At 74.4% G+C, this 14,867-nt stretch carries 12 protein-coding genes; 4 read left to right on the top strand and 8 right to left on the bottom strand.

What is annotated here, in order from left to right; all coding sequences use genetic code 11:
• The first annotated feature begins 18 nt into the window (after window positions 1–18).
• Window positions 19–672, top strand: coding sequence for a TetR/AcrR family transcriptional regulator (locus ACFQBR_RS03545; protein WP_344176133.1), 654 nt, complete (start codon window positions 19–21; stop codon window positions 670–672).
• Between the two features lie 162 nt (window positions 673–834).
• Here ACFQBR_RS03545 and ACFQBR_RS03540 read toward each other — a convergent pair whose 3' ends face one another.
• The 4 genes from ACFQBR_RS03540 to ACFQBR_RS03525 form a co-directional block, all read right to left on the bottom strand.
• Complete coding sequence (locus ACFQBR_RS03540; protein ID WP_344176131.1) at window positions 835–2,295, bottom strand: aldehyde dehydrogenase family protein; 1,461 nt, start codon at window positions 2,293–2,295, stop codon at window positions 835–837.
• Window positions 2,296–2,387: 92 nt separating this feature from the next.
• Window positions 2,388–3,236 carry an ABC transporter ATP-binding protein gene (locus ACFQBR_RS03535; protein ID WP_344176168.1) on the bottom strand — a complete coding sequence of 283 codons (849 nt, stop codon included), beginning with the start codon at window positions 3,234–3,236 and terminating at the stop codon, window positions 2,388–2,390.
• Between the two features lie 64 nt (window positions 3,237–3,300).
• Window positions 3,301–4,158, bottom strand: coding sequence for an ABC transporter permease (locus ACFQBR_RS03530; RefSeq protein WP_352985329.1), 858 nt, complete (start codon window positions 4,156–4,158; stop codon window positions 3,301–3,303).
• Window positions 4,155–5,018 (bottom strand): ABC transporter permease, encoded by an 864-nt coding sequence (locus tag ACFQBR_RS03525; RefSeq protein WP_378552043.1) that lies wholly within the window; start codon window positions 5,016–5,018, stop codon window positions 4,155–4,157. The genes ACFQBR_RS03530 and ACFQBR_RS03525 overlap by 4 nt, the downstream gene beginning before the upstream one ends.
• Window positions 5,019–5,314: 296 nt before the next feature.
• On the opposite strand from ACFQBR_RS03525, the gene ACFQBR_RS03520 reads away from it, so the two are divergent.
• Window positions 5,315–6,478 (top strand): 4-hydroxybenzoate 3-monooxygenase, encoded by a 1,164-nt coding sequence (locus tag ACFQBR_RS03520; RefSeq protein ID WP_344176125.1) that lies wholly within the window; start codon window positions 5,315–5,317, stop codon window positions 6,476–6,478.
• Window positions 6,479–6,561: 83 nt separating this feature from the next.
• Here ACFQBR_RS03520 and ACFQBR_RS03515 read toward each other — a convergent pair whose 3' ends face one another.
• Both ACFQBR_RS03515 and ACFQBR_RS03510 read right to left on the bottom strand, forming a co-directional pair.
• Entirely contained in the window at window positions 6,562–7,227 is a 666-nt protein-coding gene (locus tag ACFQBR_RS03515) for a lytic polysaccharide monooxygenase auxiliary activity family 9 protein (protein ID WP_330160490.1), read from the bottom strand.
• A gap of 750 nt (window positions 7,228–7,977) precedes the next feature.
• Window positions 7,978–9,786: a serine/threonine protein kinase gene (locus tag ACFQBR_RS03510; protein ID WP_355011848.1), complete on the bottom strand. Its 1,809-nt coding sequence runs from the start codon at window positions 9,784–9,786 to the stop codon at window positions 7,978–7,980.
• A gap of 564 nt (window positions 9,787–10,350) precedes the next feature.
• Between ACFQBR_RS03510 and ACFQBR_RS03505 the strand changes: the two genes are divergently transcribed.
• The gene (locus ACFQBR_RS03505) at window positions 10,351–11,604 is read left to right on the top strand and encodes a cytochrome P450 (protein WP_344176120.1); all 1,254 of its coding nucleotides are present in this window, start codon (window positions 10,351–10,353) and stop codon (window positions 11,602–11,604) included.
• Between the two features lie 183 nt (window positions 11,605–11,787).
• Window positions 11,788–12,960 carry an endo-1,4-beta-xylanase gene (locus tag ACFQBR_RS03500; protein WP_378552249.1) on the top strand — a complete coding sequence of 391 codons (1,173 nt, stop codon included), beginning with the start codon at window positions 11,788–11,790 and terminating at the stop codon, window positions 12,958–12,960.
• On the opposite strand, the gene ACFQBR_RS03495 is transcribed toward ACFQBR_RS03500, so the two are convergent.
• The gene (locus ACFQBR_RS03495) at window positions 12,884–13,852 is read right to left on the bottom strand and encodes an MBL fold metallo-hydrolase (protein WP_267944521.1); all 969 of its coding nucleotides are present in this window, start codon (window positions 13,850–13,852) and stop codon (window positions 12,884–12,886) included. The two genes, ACFQBR_RS03500 and ACFQBR_RS03495, sit on opposite strands and share 77 nt — an antisense overlap.
• A gap of 122 nt (window positions 13,853–13,974) precedes the next feature.
• Window positions 13,975–14,835, bottom strand: coding sequence for a serine hydrolase (locus ACFQBR_RS03490; protein WP_267944522.1), 861 nt, complete (start codon window positions 14,833–14,835; stop codon window positions 13,975–13,977).
• Window positions 14,836–14,867: the final 32 nt, after the last annotated feature.

Here is a 14,867-nt window from a genome sequence, read left to right as displayed (position 1 = left end):
CTCGCATAGGATTCCGGTATGACCACCGACCATCTGCCCGGCGTCTCCCGCACCCCCCGCCGGGGGCGCCCGCGGGACGCCGCCCGGGACCGCGCGCTGATGGACGCCACCCTCGCCGAACTCCAGGCCAACGGCTACAGCGGCCTGACCACCGCGGCCGTCGCCAAACGGGCCGGGGTCTCCACCGCCACCCTCTACCGCCGCTGGCGCTCCAAGGAGGACCTCGTCGTCGGCGCCGCCCGCGCCTGGGCCGAGGAACTGGGCCCCGACCGCGACACCGGCGCCCTGCACTCGGACCTGAGCGCCCTCCTGCACGACAAGGCCGCCGCCCTGGACGGGCCCTCCGGCCGCCTCCTGCGCGCCGTCCTGGGCGAGGCCGCCCACAACCGGGCCCTGGCCGACGTGCTCATGGACCAGTTCGTCATGCCCCTGCAGGAGCGGGTCGGCGCCGTCCTGGACCGGGCGGCCGGGCGCGGGGAGATCCCCCCGGTGGAGGACGCCCTCGTGGTGGGGGAGATGGTCATCGGGCCCATGGTGAGCCACACCTTCCTCATCCCCCACACCCCGGGGTCACGACCGGGCGTGGACATGGCGGAGCGGCTGCTCCCCTACCTGCTGAGGGCCCTGGGAGCGGCCACCGCACCCGTGCCCGAGGCCGCCGGGCGGGAGTGAGGAGCGCGGGCCCTCGAAGGGCCCGCGGCGCCCGCCTGCTCCGCCTCGGCGCGGACCGCGAGGGCGCGCTGCCCCGCCCGCAGGCCCCGGAACCCGGGGACCGGGCCCCGGGGAACCGGTGGGGCTCCGAGATCCCCGCGGCCCCCGCCGCCGGGAGCGGGGTCAGAACGGGTAACGGGCCGGGGCGGCCTGCATCGTCACCCACTGGGTCTCGGTGAACGCCTCCAGGTTGGCGCGGGTGCCGCCGAAACGGGACCCCGTCCCGGAGTCGCCCACACCGCCGAAGGGGGCGACGGCCTCGTCGTCCACGGTCTGGTCGTTGATGTGCACGATCCCGCTGGGCACCCGGTCCGCGATCTCCATGCCGCGCATCGGGTTGCTGGTGAGCACACCCAGGGACAGGCCGTACTCCGAGGAGTTGGCCAGCTCCACCAGCTCGTCCACCGAGGAGAAGCGCACGACCGGGGCGACCGGCCCGAACACCTCCTCCGCGTAGGCGGGGGTCGCGGCGTCGACCCGGTCCAGGACGGTCGGCCGGTAGAACAGCCCCTCGTAGGTCCCGCCCGCGCGCAGCTCGGCCCCGTGGTCCACGCTGCCCGTGACCAGCGCGTGGATCTTGTCGCGCTGGCCGGCGTCGATGACCGGTCCGAGCGCCGAGCCGTCCGACTCGGCGTCTCCCACGGTCAGGGCGTCCGCCCTGGCCGAGAGCCGGTCCACGTAGGCGTCGGCGACGGACTCGTGCACCAGGTGGCGGCCGGTGGTCATGCAGATCTGCCCCTGGTGCAGGAACGAGCCCCAGGCGCCGACGGAGGCGGCCGCGTCCACGTCCACGTCGTCCAGGACCACCAGCGGCGAGTTCCCGCCCAGTTCCAGGTGGACCCGCTTGAGGTGGCGCCCGGCCGCCTCTCCGACCCTGCGCCCGGCGGCGGTGGACCCGGTGAAGGAGATGACCCGCACGTGCGGGTCGGCCACCAGGGCCTCCCCCGCGGCGGCCCCTCCGGGCAGCACCTGGAAGACGCCCCCGGGTACACCCGCCCTGCGGAAGACCTCGGCCATGACGGCGCCCCCGCAGACCGCGGTGCGCGGGTCGGGCTTGAGGATCACGGCGTTGCCGACGGCCAGGGCCGGGGCGACCGAGCGGATGCCCAGGATCAGGGGCACGTTGAACGGGGCGATCACACCGACCACCCCGGCCGGCACCTGGCGGGAGAAGCTCAGCCTCGGCTTCCCGGTGCGCAGGATCTCGCCGTACGGCTGGGAGGCCAGGGCGGCGGCCTCGAAGCACTCCCCCGCCGCCACGTGCACCTGGAAGCCGGCCATCCCGGCCGCCGCGCCGCCCTCGCGGCGCAGCCACCCCATGATCTCGCCGACGTTGGCCTCCAACAGGTCTCCGGCGCGGCGCAGGACGGCGGCCCGCTCCTCGAAGGACGCGGCGGCCCACCCCTTCTGGGCCCGGGCGGCCCGCGCGGCGGCGTCGCGGACGTCGTCGGCGTCGGCGATGCCGGTGCGTCCCAGCACCTCCCCGCTCGACGGCGAGACCACGGGGGCGTCACCGCCCTTGGCCGGGGTCCACGCCCCGGTGAAGACGGCGGAGGTGAAGTCCTCGGAGGCGATCAGGGTCACGGTGTGTCTCCTTCGACGGTTTCCCGCGCGTGCGTGCGGGAGCTGTTCGGTGGGGCCGGTGCACGGGACCGGCGCCCGCGGACGGTGGGCGGTCAGCCCGCCGGGGACCCGCCGGCGACCGGGCTGTCCTCCCGGCCCCCGGTCCGGTCCTGCGGGCGGCCGTCCGCCCCCGCGGCGCCCCTCTTCGCCCTCTGGATCTCGGCGTAGACGCGGGTGCGCAGCTCGGTGAAGCGACCGTCCCGGCGGGTGGTGAGCTGGTCCCGCCCGGCAGGCAGGTCGACGGTGACGTCGTCCTGCACCACGGTCGGCGAGGAGGAGAGCACGAGGACCCGCTCCCCCAGGTAGACGGCCTCGTCGATGTCGTGGGTGACGAACAGGACGGTGACCCCGAGGCGCTTCCAGAGCGCGCGGATCAGGTCCTCCAGGTCGGCACGGGTCTGGGCGTCGACGGCGGCGAAGGGCTCGTCCATGAGCAGGACCTTGGGCTCGTAGGCGACGGCGCGGGCGATGGCCACGCGCTGCTGCATGCCGCCGGAGAGCTGCCAGGGGTAGGCGTCGGCGGATCCGGCCAGCCCCACCGCCTCCAGTGCCTCGCGGACGAGGCCGGTGCGCCGCTCCACGGGGAGCCTCTTCTGCTTCAGCGGCAGTTCGACGTTGGCGCGCACACTCATCCACGGGAAGAGGCTGCGCCCGTACTCCTGGAAGACCACGGCCATGTCGGGCGGCGGCGCGGTGACGGGGCGGCCTTCGAGCTCGACGGTGCCGCCGGTGGGCGGCATGAGCCCGGCGATGCACTTGAGCAGGGTGGTCTTGCCGCAGCCGGAGGGACCGACGAGGCAGACGAGTTCGCCCTCGGCGAGTTCGAAGGTGAGGTCGCGGACGGCCTCGACGGCGACGGCTCCCCCGTCGTAGACCTTCCGGAGGCCGGTGACCTTGAGCATGGTGGGGCGTTCTCCCTCGTGGTCGGTCGTGGTCGTGGTCGGTTCCGCGGCGGCGCCCACGGGCTCACCCGCCCCGGTTCGCGGCGCGCAGGCCCCGGTACCAGCCCAGGACGCGGCCCTCGACGAGCTCGAACAGCGCCGACAGGGCGAAACCGATCAGGCCGAGCAGGACCATGCCCGCCCACATCTCGGGGATGGCGAAGCTGCGCTGGAACTGGACGATGGCGAACCCCAGGCCGCTGGAGCTGGCGAACATCTCGCTGATGACCATGAGGATGATCGCCAGGGCCAGGGCCAGGCGCAGCCCGGCCATGATCTGCGGAGCCGCCGAGCGCAGGACCAGGACGCGCAGCCGTGTGGCGCCGGTGATGCCGTAGCAGCGGGCGGTGTCGGCCAGGACCGGGTCCACGGCGCGCACGCCCTCCACGGTGTTGAGCAGGACGGGCCACACGCAGCCGGAGACGATCACCATGACCTTCATGGAGTCGTCGATGCCGGCCAGCAGGATCATCAGCGGCACCAGGACCGGCGGCGGGACGGCGCGCAGGAACTCCAGGACCGGCTCCAGGAGGGCCCGGGTCCGGGGGGACAGGCCCAGCAGGACCCCCAGGCCCACACCGAGGACCGCCGCGACGGTGAAGCCGGTGAGCAGGCGGGCGATGCTCGGGAGCACGTCGGTGAAGAGGCGTTCGGAGAACCACAGCTCGACGAAGGCGGCGGCGATGAGGTCGGGGGTGGGCGTGTAGTAGCTGTCCGAGGCGGCGCCGGCGTAGGCGTAGACCCCGACGAGCACGACGGGGAGCAGGAGCACGTGCAGGGTGCGCAGGCCCAGCCGGCCCGCGGCGCCGCGGCGCGGTCGCGCGGCCGGGGCCCGCGTCCCGGCGCGGTCGTCGGACCGGGCGGCCCCGAGGGGACGGTTCATGCCGCTGCCTCCCCTCGGACGGACGCGTGCCAGTGCAGGACGCGGCGTTCCAGGGCGCGCACCCCGGTGTTGACCAGGACCCCGAGGCCGCCGGTGGCGACGATGAGCGCGTAGACCGAGGCGACGGCGCCGCTGGACTGGGCGACGGCGATCTCGCGGCCCAGGCCCGGGGAGCCGATGACGAGCTGGGCGGTGACGGACAGGATGAGCGCGACCGCCGCGGCCAGGCGCAGGCCCGTCATCAGGTAGGGCAGGGTGGTGGGCCACACGACGTGGCGGACGCGGGCCAGGCGGCCGAGCCCGTAGGAGCGCGCGGTCTGCTCGGCGACGGGGTCGACGTCGGCCACCCCGTACAGGACCTGGATGTAGAGGAGCCAGAAGGAGGCGTACACGACCAGGAGCAGGGTGGAGCGCAGGTCGGTGCCGTACATGAGGACGGCGAGCGGGATGAGCGCGACCGAGGGGATGGGGCGCAGGAAGTCCACCGTGGAGTCGGTGAAGGCGCGCACCCGGGGCAGGGAGCCCAGGGTGAGGCCGAGCAGGACGGCGGCGGCGAAGGCGATGGCCAGGCCCAGTGCCCATCCGGTGAGCGTGTCGCCCACAGCCGCCCAGAAGGCGGCCGTGGCGGCGCGTTCGGCCAGGGTGGCCAGGACCTCGGAGGCGGGCGGCAGGTGGCGGGCGGAGACGGCTCCCAGGCGCGGCGCGGCCTCCCAGAGCGCGAGGAGGGCGGCGATGCCCAGGGCCCCGAGGAGCGGCCTGTCGGGGCCCGCGCGCGCGGCCCGGGGCGTGCGGGCGCCGCCGCCCGCGGGTGCGGCCGGCGGGGCGGCCCCGGTGGTGAGGACTGCCGGCCCACGGCGCATCGGCGCTCCAACCGCGTCGGGGTGGGCACCGGCGCCCACCACTGTACGTTTTGCGAACACTTGTTCTTTTGGCGAACATAGGTGATGCGGCTCACCGGGTCAAGATATGGCGCGGGCGCATTTCGACGCCATGGACGCCGACGGCGGGACGGCCGCGCCCGGGCGGGAAGCTCCGGGATCCGCGCCGCCGGACGGGGCCCACCGCCCCTCCTGCTCGTTCGTCATGTGAATATGTGTTCGCATAAGGAACTTCTGTGGCACCCGGGCGCCACGCCCGACCGACGAGGGGACACCTGATGCGCACACGCGTCGGCATCATCGGAGCAGGGCCCGCCGGCCTCCTGCTCTCCCACCTGCTGCACCTGGCCGGCATCGAGTCGGTGGTGCTGGAAACGCGGGACCGCGCCTACGTCGAGGCCCGCCAGCGCGCGGGCGTCGTGGAACACGGCGTCGCCCGCCTCCTCCGCCACAGCGGTCTCGGCGAGCGCATGGACCGCGAGGGCATCACCCACGACGGCATCGAACTGCGCTTCGACGGCCGATCCCACCGCGTGGACTTCTCCGACCTGTGCGGGCGCAGCGTCGAGATCTGGGCACAGACCGAGATCGTCAAGGACCTGACCGCCCGGCGCCTGGCCGACGGAGGACAGGTCCTCTTCGGGGCCCGGGCCACCGCGATCGAGGGGATCGAGACCGACAGCCCCCGCGTACGCCACACCCTGGAGGGCCGGGAGGAGGTGCTGGAGTGCGACTACGTGGCGGCCTGCGACGGCTTCCACGGGATCGGGAGGCGCAGCCTGCCCGAGGGCGTCGTCCGCACCTTCGAGCGCCTCTACCCCTTCAGCTGGCTGGGCGTGCTGGCCGACGTGCCGCCCTCGTGCGAGGAGCTGGTCTACGCCCGCCACGAACGCGGCTTCGCCCTGCACAGCATGCGCTCGGAGGAGGTGAGCCGCCTCTACCTCCAGGTGCCCAACGGCACCGACCCCGACGACTGGCCGGAGGAGCGGGTGTGGGAGGAGCTGGCCGAGCGCATGGCCGTGCCCGGCTGGGAACTGCGACGCGGACCGCTCACCTCCAAGGGCCTGACCCCCATGCGCAGCCTGGTCACCGAGCCGATGAGCCACGGGCGCCTCTACCTGGCCGGGGACGCCGCGCACATCGTGCCGCCCACCGGGGCCAAGGGGCTCAACCTGGCGCTGCACGACGTGGCGCTGCTCGCGGAGGGCCTGCGCGCCCGGTACACGCACGGGGGGACGGGGGCGCTGGAGAACTACTCGGCCGCGGCGCTGCGCCGCGTGTGGCGGGCCGAGCACTTCTCCTACTGGATGACCACGCTGCTGCACACCTCGGGCGACGCCTTCGACCACCGCCTCCAGCTCTCGCACCTGGAGTACCTGGCCTCCTCCCGGGCCGCCTCGACCCAGCTGGCGGAGAACTACACCGGCCTGCCACACCCCTAGAGGCGTTCGGCGGCGGACGCGGGCACGTCGGCCGGCCGCGCCGTTGCCCCCGCGCGGGGGAACGGCGCGGCCGGGGCTGCGGATCACCCGAAGACGACGTCCGAGCAGTTGTAGAACGCCTCGGGGCTGTCCGAGCGCTCCCACACCACGTACACGATGTGCTGGCCCTGCCGCTCGGGCAGGTCGACGTCCCAGTAGTACTCGGCGCCCTGGACGCCGCCCTGGCGCAGCGGCGGGTCGGTCACCTCGTCGATGAGCTCCAGGTCGTCCCAGGCGAGCGGGGAGCCGGGGTCCCACCCCTCCTCGGTGACGTAGGTGAAGAACGTGCCCGGGTGCGGGGCCCAGGCGTTGTGGTGGAACTCGACCGTCTGCCCCGAGGGCAGGCCGGTGGTCGGCCAGTCGGTGCGCGCCGCGTTGAACGCGGAGAAGGCGGGCGTGGGCCCGCACAGCTCGCCGTCGGCCACGACCTCCTGGTGGCGGCCGTCGGCGTCGCTGATGAGGTTGCCGAACCAGTTCCAGAACGGGTACGAGCCGCCCTCGGCCAGGGCGTCGGCGCAGGCGGGGTTGGTCGGCTCGACGTTGCCGCCCGCGCCGCCCTCCAGTCCGTCGACGTAGCAGGCGTAGGTGCGGCTGGCGGGGTAGGTGAACGCGCCGTGGGCGGCGGCGGGCTGCGGGGCGAGCGACACGGCCAGCGCACCTGCGAGGGTGCCGGCCGCGGCGATCGCGCCCGCCTTGGTCACAGTCTTCACGGGGGGTCTTCCTTTCCGTCTGCGGGCCTGTCCGCCCGGCCTCCCGGCGGCTCCTCGCCCTGCCCGTTCCGGGTGGACCCGGCGAGGGCCCCGGCAGGGCTGCCCCGACCGCCCCTTTTCCTCGCACGATGGCGGCGCCCGCCGAGGAATCGGCTGCGCCGCCCCGACGGGGGCGGGGGCGTATCAGGGCTTTCGTGAGCACCATGAACGGGCATTCATTTTGGGAACGCTCCCATGGCCTTGCACGGTGCAAGTTAACAGGAACGACACAGGCCCACAACGGGTCCTGGAGAAGAATTTTCGCGGTACGGATCGAACCGGACACGCTGAGCTACAGGCCCTTGCGGAACCCCGTCCGTCCTCGCACGGACCGGGCGCCCCTGACGTGCGCCGACCACCGCCCGGGCACCCGGGACCGCCTCCGCGCGAGCCCACCGCCGCGAACGCCGGAGTGCGCAAAGGTCAGTGTGTTCGCACCCTCAGGAAAGTATTCGGAACCGTGTCCGGCGAGGCCCGCCGACGCGCACCGCACGGGGTGGCGCGACCCCGTGCACGAGGGGCCCGGGGACATGGCCGGGGCCGCCCCGCCGACGGGGACCGCCCCGCCCCCTCCCCGGGCGGCCGCCCGGCCGGACCGGCGCCCCCGGGCGCCCACCTCCGGGCGGAGCGGAGCAGGCCCGAGGACCCTCTCCGCTCCCACCGGCACGGCGCCCCCGGTCGGCCCGGGCCCCTCGGGGGCGCCCTCCTGGGTCAGCCCCAGAAACCGAAGCTGTACAGCAGGCCGTTGGTCGCCGCGACGACGCCCAGGGCGAGCACAGCCCCCGTGACGAACGAGGTGCGCAGCGAACGCACCAGGAACTCCAGCGACACCAGGTTGTTGAGGAGGAAGTAGCCCAGCATCGTCGCGTGCCAGAACCCGTCCATCGACAGCGGCTCGAAGTAGTAGGCCGAACCGGTCCACACATCCGTCTCGGTCGTGAACCACGCCCACGCCAGGGCCGCACCGTACCCCAGCGGGATCTGGATCAGCGGCAGGATCAGCAGCGGCAGGAGCTTGACGAAACCCCACAGGCCGGGCTGGTCGGCCCGGCGCGCCTCGGACTGCGCCCTGCGGGCCGCGTCCTGCTCCGCGCGCAGGCGGTCGCGGTGCACGCGCTCGGCCTCCTGCCGGCGGCGCTCCTCGATCCTCTGCTCCTCCATGCGGCGCCGCTGCTCCTCCTGCTGGCGCTGCTGCTCCGCGGCCAGGCGGCGCTGCTCCTCCTGCTGCCGGCGGCGCTCCTCCTCCTGGCGCCGCTGGTGGGCGCCGGTGTCGGCACGCCCGCCGCGGGGCCCGCCGTACAGGTCGGCGTAGGGGTCGTCCGCGCCCTGGTCGCCGTACGCCTGCCCCTGCTGGTACTGGGACGTGGCCCCCTGCCCGTACGGGGAGGCCGTCTGTCCGGGCTGCTGCTGCGTGGGCGGGAACTGCGCCGTGGGCTGGTACCCGCCCGGCGCGGAACCCGCCCCGTGGCCGGCGCCCTGCGTGCCCGCGACCCGGGTGGCCTGGTCGTCGCCGAACGCCCCCGCCGCGGCGGCTCCCCCCAGGGCCCCGGCCGCGCCGCCCAGGGCGGCCGCGCCGCCGGCGCCGAGCACCTCCGTGCGCTGGTGGCCGCCGGTGGCCTGCGGGTCCCCCGCCGAGGTCGCCAGCGCCCGGTTGACCTTGGCCACCTGCTCCTGCACACCCGCCATCACCGCCGGGGGCAGCCAGGACGCCCCGGCGTGCACATCGCCCAGGTAGTCGAGGATCTCGCCCGGCCCGGGCCGCCCCTGCGGGTCCTTGGACAGGCAGGCGGCGACCAGGTGGCGCAGGCTCTCGGGCACCGCCGACAGGTCGGGCTCCCGGCTGATGATGCGCATGACCATGGTGGGCATGTTGCCCTCGCCGAAGGGCCCGGTGCCCGACGCCGCGAAGGCCAGGACGGCGCCGTAGGCGAACAGGTCGCCGGCGGGCGTCAGGTGCTCCCCCTGCACCTGCTCGGGGCTCATGAACCCCGGGGTCCCGATGATGGACTGGGTGGCGGCCGTGCCGTCCGTGGCACGGGCGATGCCGAAGTCGATCACCCGCGGCCCGTCCTCGGACAGCAGCACGTTGCCCGGCTTCAGGTCGCGGTGGATCAGGCCGACCCGGTGGATCTCCACGAGCGCCTCGGCGAGCCCCGCGGCGAGCACCCGCACACTCGCCTCCGGGAGCGGCCCGTACGCCTGCACCGCCTCGTCCAGGGGCAGCGAGGGAACGTAGGAGGTGACCAGCCACGGCACCTCGTCGTCGGGACCCGCGTCGATCACCGGGGCGGTGAACGCCCCGCTCACCTGGCGGGCCGCGGTGACCTCGCGCGCGAAGCGCTGGCGGAAGGAGGCGTCCGCGGCCAGGTGCGGATGGATGCGCTTGACCGCGACGGCCCGGCCGGCGGCCGAGCGTCCGAAGAACACCTGCCCCATGCCGCCGGCGCCCAGGCGCCCGATCAGCCGGTACCGGCCAATGCGTTCGGGGTCAGTGTTCTCTAGGGGACCCAACGTCCTCATCCTCCGACTCTGCCGCGACTGTCGTCCCGCGACTGCGCTCCCGGGACCCCCGCGATCGTAGCCAACGGCGGGTGGCGCGCCGACCGCGGACCGACCCCCGCGTCCGCGCGGGAAGGGGCCCAGTCTAGGGGGTTCGGCCGACACGGCACCCCTCCCTCCCGGAAGCGGGGGCGCGTGTCCGCCGTTCGCCGGACCCCGCCGGAAACGCCCCGGCCGACCGCGAAGTTCCCCCCTGGCCGCCACCGGCCAAGTTGCCGCACGCAGTGGCTGCGGCCCTCACGTCACACCTAGTGTCGTCCACATCACCCCCACTCGCACGGAGGACGCCGCGGACGCCGGCCCGGGGACGGCGTCCGGCCCGGCACAGGACCGCCACGGCGGCCCCCGCCGCGCCCGCGGGGGAACGGGGGACCGGGTACGCGCCCTCCGGCCCGGCCCCCTCGGAACGGCACAGCAACCCCGGCCCGCCACCCGACAGCCGCTCCCCCGCCGCACTGCGTGCGAGGACGGGCCCGCCCGCCCGGGCCGGGAACGCCGGAGCACCGAGGAGAGGACCACACGGCCATGCAGACCATCGACGCACTGCGCATCGACGCCCGGCTGCGCGCGGCCCACAGCCTGTCATGGCTGTCCGCGCAGACGGGCGACCACCCCAGCCGCCTCCTGCACCACCCCTGGCGCGACAACCCCTACCCGACCTACCGGCGGATGCGCTCCCAGGGCCCCTTCACCACCAGCAAGCTCGGCTTCCGCTCCGCCAACACCTACGAGGCGGTGAGCACCCTCCTGCGCAGCCGGGACTTCGGCGTGCAACCGCCCGCCGGGGCCGCCCTCCCCGGACAGTTCGACATCATCGACCTGTCCTTCCTCATGCTCGACCCGCCCGAGCACACCCGTCTGCGCGCCCTCGCCCGCCCCGCCTTCAGCCCGAGCCGCATGGCCGGGTACCGCACCGAGATCGAGAAGATCACCCACGAACTCCTCGACACGGCGACCGCCCGGCGCGACTTCGACCTCATGCGCGACTTCGCCCAACCCCTGCCGATCGCGGTGATCAGCCGCCTCCTGGGCATCCCCGAGTCCGACGACGCCCGGTTCGTCCAGATCGGCCACACCATCGGCGGCGCCCTGGACGGCGCCCGCTCGGCGGGCCACCTGCGCCGGATCGACAAGGCCTCGGCCGAACTGGACGCCCTCTTCGACCGGCTCATGGCCGAACGGCGCACCCACCCCCGCGAGGACGTGATCTCCGCCCTGGTCGCCGAGGCCGACGACGGCGCGCTCACCCCCGCCGCACTGCGCGCGATGTGCCGCCTGCTGCTGGTCGCCGGGTTCGAGACCACGGTCAACCTGATCGGGAACGGGGTCATGGCCCTGCTGCGCCACCGCGAACAGTGGGAACGGCTGGTGCGGGACCCCGGCCTGGCGCCGGGGGCCGTGGAAGAGGTCCTGCGCTTCGACTCACCGGTGCAGATGACCACCAGATGGGCGCACACCGAGTCGACCGTACAGGGCAGGCGACTGCAACCGGGCGACTACGCACTGTGCCTGATCGGGTCCGCCAACCGCGACCCGGACCGCTTCGAGGACCCCGACCGGTTCGACATCACCCGCGAGGACGCCTCCGACCACCTCTCCTTCTCCAGCGGCGCCCACTACTGCCTGGGAGCCCCGCTGGCCCGCCTCGAGGGCGAGATCGCCCTGCGAGCCCTCGCCGAACGGCTCCCGCGCCTGCGGCCCACCGCCGTCCCCACCCGCCGCGGCACCACCGTCGTACGCTCCCTCTCCCGGTTCCCCGTCACCACCGGCACCCCCTGAGGAGGAGCCCCCGCACGACACGCGCGACCCGACCCCGGCGTGCCCCACCGGCACACAGGCCCAGCGAGAGGAACCCCGGTGGAACCGAGCCCGCGAGAACCCGAGGAACACGGCACACCGGCGGACCACAGGCACGACACGGCCCCCGGCGCCCGCCGGGCCCCCACCCGGGCAAGGGGCGCGCTGCTGACCGCCGGCGCCCTGGGCGCGGCGGTCCTCACGGTCACCGCGACCCTGCTCCTCGCCCTGCCCGACCGGGCGCCGGTCGGCGAACTCCCCGCGCTGGCCCGCTCGCACGGCATCGGCCTGGGGGTGGCCGTGGCCGTGGACCCGCTGGCCCGCGACGGCGGCTACCAGGACGTGGTCACCTCCAACTACACCTCCGTCACCGCGGAGAACACCATGAAGTGGGAGTACGTGCAGCCCGAGCGGGACGAGTTCGACTGGAGCGGCCCCGACGCGGTGGTGGACTTCGCCCGACGCCACGGCCTCGACGTGCGCGGCCACACCCTGCTCTGGCACAACCAGCAGCCGCCCTGGCTGTCCGAGGGGACCTGGACCGGCACGGAGCTGCGCGAGGTGATGCGCGAGCACACGGACGCGCTGCTGGGCCGCTACCGGGGCAGGATCACCACCTGGGACGTCATCAACGAACCCCTCGTCGACGACGGCCCCCGGCTGCGGGACAACCTGTGGCACCGGGTCCTGGGCGAGGACTACATCGCCGAGGCGCTGCGCATGGCCCACGAGGCCGACCCCGGGGCCAGGCTCTACATCAACGAGTTCGGCATCGAGGGCGCCGGCCCCAAGGCCGACGCCCTCCACACCCTGGTGACCGACCTGCTGGACCGCGGCGTGCCGCTGCACGGCATCGGCTTCCAGGGACACTTCGTCCACGGCTCCGTCCCCGAGGACCTCACCGAGCAGATGCGCCGCTACAGCGACCTCGGCCTGGACGTCACCGTCAGCGAACTCGACGTGCGCATACCCGAACCGGCCGGACAGGAACAGCTGGAGGAACAGGCCCGGGAGTACCGGCGGGTGGTCCAGGCCTGCCTGGACGTGCCCCGGTGCGTCAACGTCACGGTGTGGGGCGTCAGCGACCAGCACTCCTGGATCCCCGAGTGGTTCCCCGGCTACACCGCGGCCCTGCCCTTCGACGGCTCCTACCGGCCCAAACCCGCCCTGGCAGGCATGGCGCAGGCACTGGAACGACGCCGGACAGGGGCCCGACCGGGCCGGACGACCCCTCGCACGCCCCCGGGCCACAGGACACGGCTCAAAAACTCAAAGGGACCAGGTATTCGGGAACCACGACCCGCGTCCGCGGAGCGACCCGCAACACCTCCGCCGTGAACTCCTCCACACCCATCCCCTCCCCCGTCCCGTCCAGGGGCGGGTTCACCAGCTCCCGCTCGAAGTGGTCCCAGTGCACGGGCACGACCGTGGCCGGCCTGTCCAGCGCCTCGATGAGCCGCGGCACGTACTCGTGCGTACTGGAGGTCGACGGCAGCGCGACCATCGCCACGTCCGGCGCCAGCCCCGCCACCTCCCGCTCCGCGAAGTCGCTCGCCCCCATCAAGAACACCGACGGCCCCGACCCCGGCCGCACCTGGAAGGCGAGGGTGTCGCCCTCCGGCAGGTCCGCGACCGTGACCGGGGCCTCGGGGACACCGACGCGCACCCCGGGGAAGAGCACCGACCTGGAGGCGTTGCGGCTGTGCAGCGCCCGGACGACCTCCACCACGCACCCGCCGAAGTCCAGGACCTCCCCGCCCCGCACCGTGGACACCTGGCCCGCGGGAACCCCCATCGCCCGGGCCAGGTGGTACGTCGTCAGGGTCCCCACGACCCGCGCCCCCGTCGTGGTCGCGATGTGGGGGACGTCGGAGAAGTGGTCCCAGTGGCTGTGGGTCACCAGGACGACGCCGTCCTCACCGAGGTCGGCGGTGTGCTCGTCCACGAGCACCGGGTCCACGACCAGCTCCGTCGCGGCGTCGAACCCCCGCTCGGGGTCGAACAGGCCGGTGGAGAACCGGGTGAGGAACGGATCCACCAGAATCGGCGCCCGCCCCGGGACATCGATGCGCCAACCACTGGTCCCCAGCCACCGGAACGTCGCACCCGACCCCCCGCCCGAGGACTCCGACGGCGCCCCCGCAACCGCACCCGCCGCCCCCGACAGCAAGGGCGTGAGCGCCCCCGCCGCCACCGCACCCCGTAGGAAACCCCGTCGTCCGATCGCCATGCGCCGGTCACCTCTTCCACCCGCTCCCGAGCCCGGCCCCGGTGGACCGAACGGCGCACAGCCAAACACGGGCTCCGAACAGGCGTCCAATAAGCAGGCGGCACCCGACCATAGGCGTTCGCCTATCGGCCCCGGTCCACCCCGGTCCGCCCCGCCGCGGGCAGCCCGGAAACCCGGCGCAGCCGCTCCACCGCACCGCGCGCCGCACGCCCCAGCGCCAGGTCCGCCTCCAGCCCCGTCCTCCCCGGGTCGGGGCCGACCGCGCACACCGCCACGGCATAGCGCGCACCGTCCGGGTACTCCACCACGCCCGCCTCCGCACGAAGCCCCGGCAGCGTGCCGGACTTGGCACTCACCCGCACCCCCGGACCGAACCCCGACGCGATCCGCGTACGCACGAGCTGGCGCGCCATGAGATCGCGGACGAACGCGCACGCCTCCGGCTGCGCGGCCCCGTCCGTCCACACCAGCCGCAGGAGCCGCGTCAGATCCGCCGGCGTGCCGGACGTGACGCGCCCCAGCACACCGGCCGGCAGGACCGCGGAACCCGCACCCCCCGGCCCGCCCTCCTCCAACAGGATCCGCAACAGGTCCCGGGGACCGCCCGTGAAACGGGTGGAACCCAGCCCCAGCTCGGCCGCCAGCAGCTGGACGGGCTCCACGCCCACCCGGTCCACGAGCAGGTCGGCCGCCGTGTTGTCGCTGACGGTCATCGCCAGGTGGGCGCAGTCGCGCAGGGACAACTCGACGTCGTCGGCGAAGTCCGCGATGCCCGACCCGCCCAGGCGGTCCGCGCGCCGCGCCACGACCCGCTCGGCCGGATCCAGGATCCCCGCCCCGGCCTGACGGGCGAACTCCAGGACGATGAGGACCTTGGCGACGGAGGCCAGCACGACGGGGACGTCCGCGAGGCGCCCCCACTCACGGGTCCCGTCGACCTCGCGAACGTGCACGCGCACGGCAGGGGCGTCGGTGGTGGTCACGGCGCTCACGCTACAACCCCTTCCGCTAGTGT

The organism is Nocardiopsis tropica, from assembly GCF_042660575.1.
Classification (GTDB): Bacteria; Actinomycetota; Actinomycetes; order Streptosporangiales; family Streptosporangiaceae; genus Nocardiopsis; species Nocardiopsis tropica.
Note: the sequence above shows the minus strand (reverse complement) of the source record. Positions and strands in the feature narration are given on the sequence as shown.

Bases quoted from the DNA above. Each gene is read 5' to 3' on its own strand.
- ACFQBR_RS03545 (WP_344176133.1), top strand. From the start codon at position 19: ATGACCACCGACCATCTGCCCGGCGTCTCCCGCACCCCCCGCCGGGGG.
- ACFQBR_RS03535 (WP_344176168.1), bottom strand. From the start codon at position 3,236: ATGCTCAAGGTCACCGGCCTCCGGAAGGTCTACGACGGGGGAGCCGTC.
- ACFQBR_RS03530 (WP_352985329.1), bottom strand. From the start codon at position 4,158: ATGAACCGTCCCCTCGGGGCCGCCCGGTCCGACGACCGCGCCGGGACG.
- ACFQBR_RS03525 (WP_378552043.1), bottom strand. From the start codon at position 5,018: ATGCGCCGTGGGCCGGCAGTCCTCACCACCGGGGCCGCCCCGCCGGCC.
- ACFQBR_RS03520 (WP_344176125.1), top strand. From the start codon at position 5,315: ATGCGCACACGCGTCGGCATCATCGGAGCAGGGCCCGCCGGCCTCCTG.
- ACFQBR_RS03510 (WP_355011848.1), bottom strand. From the start codon at position 9,786: ATGAGGACGTTGGGTCCCCTAGAGAACACTGACCCCGAACGCATTGGC.
- ACFQBR_RS03505 (WP_344176120.1), top strand. From the start codon at position 10,351: ATGCAGACCATCGACGCACTGCGCATCGACGCCCGGCTGCGCGCGGCC.
- ACFQBR_RS03495 (WP_267944521.1), bottom strand. From the start codon at position 13,852: ATGGCGATCGGACGACGGGGTTTCCTACGGGGTGCGGTGGCGGCGGGG.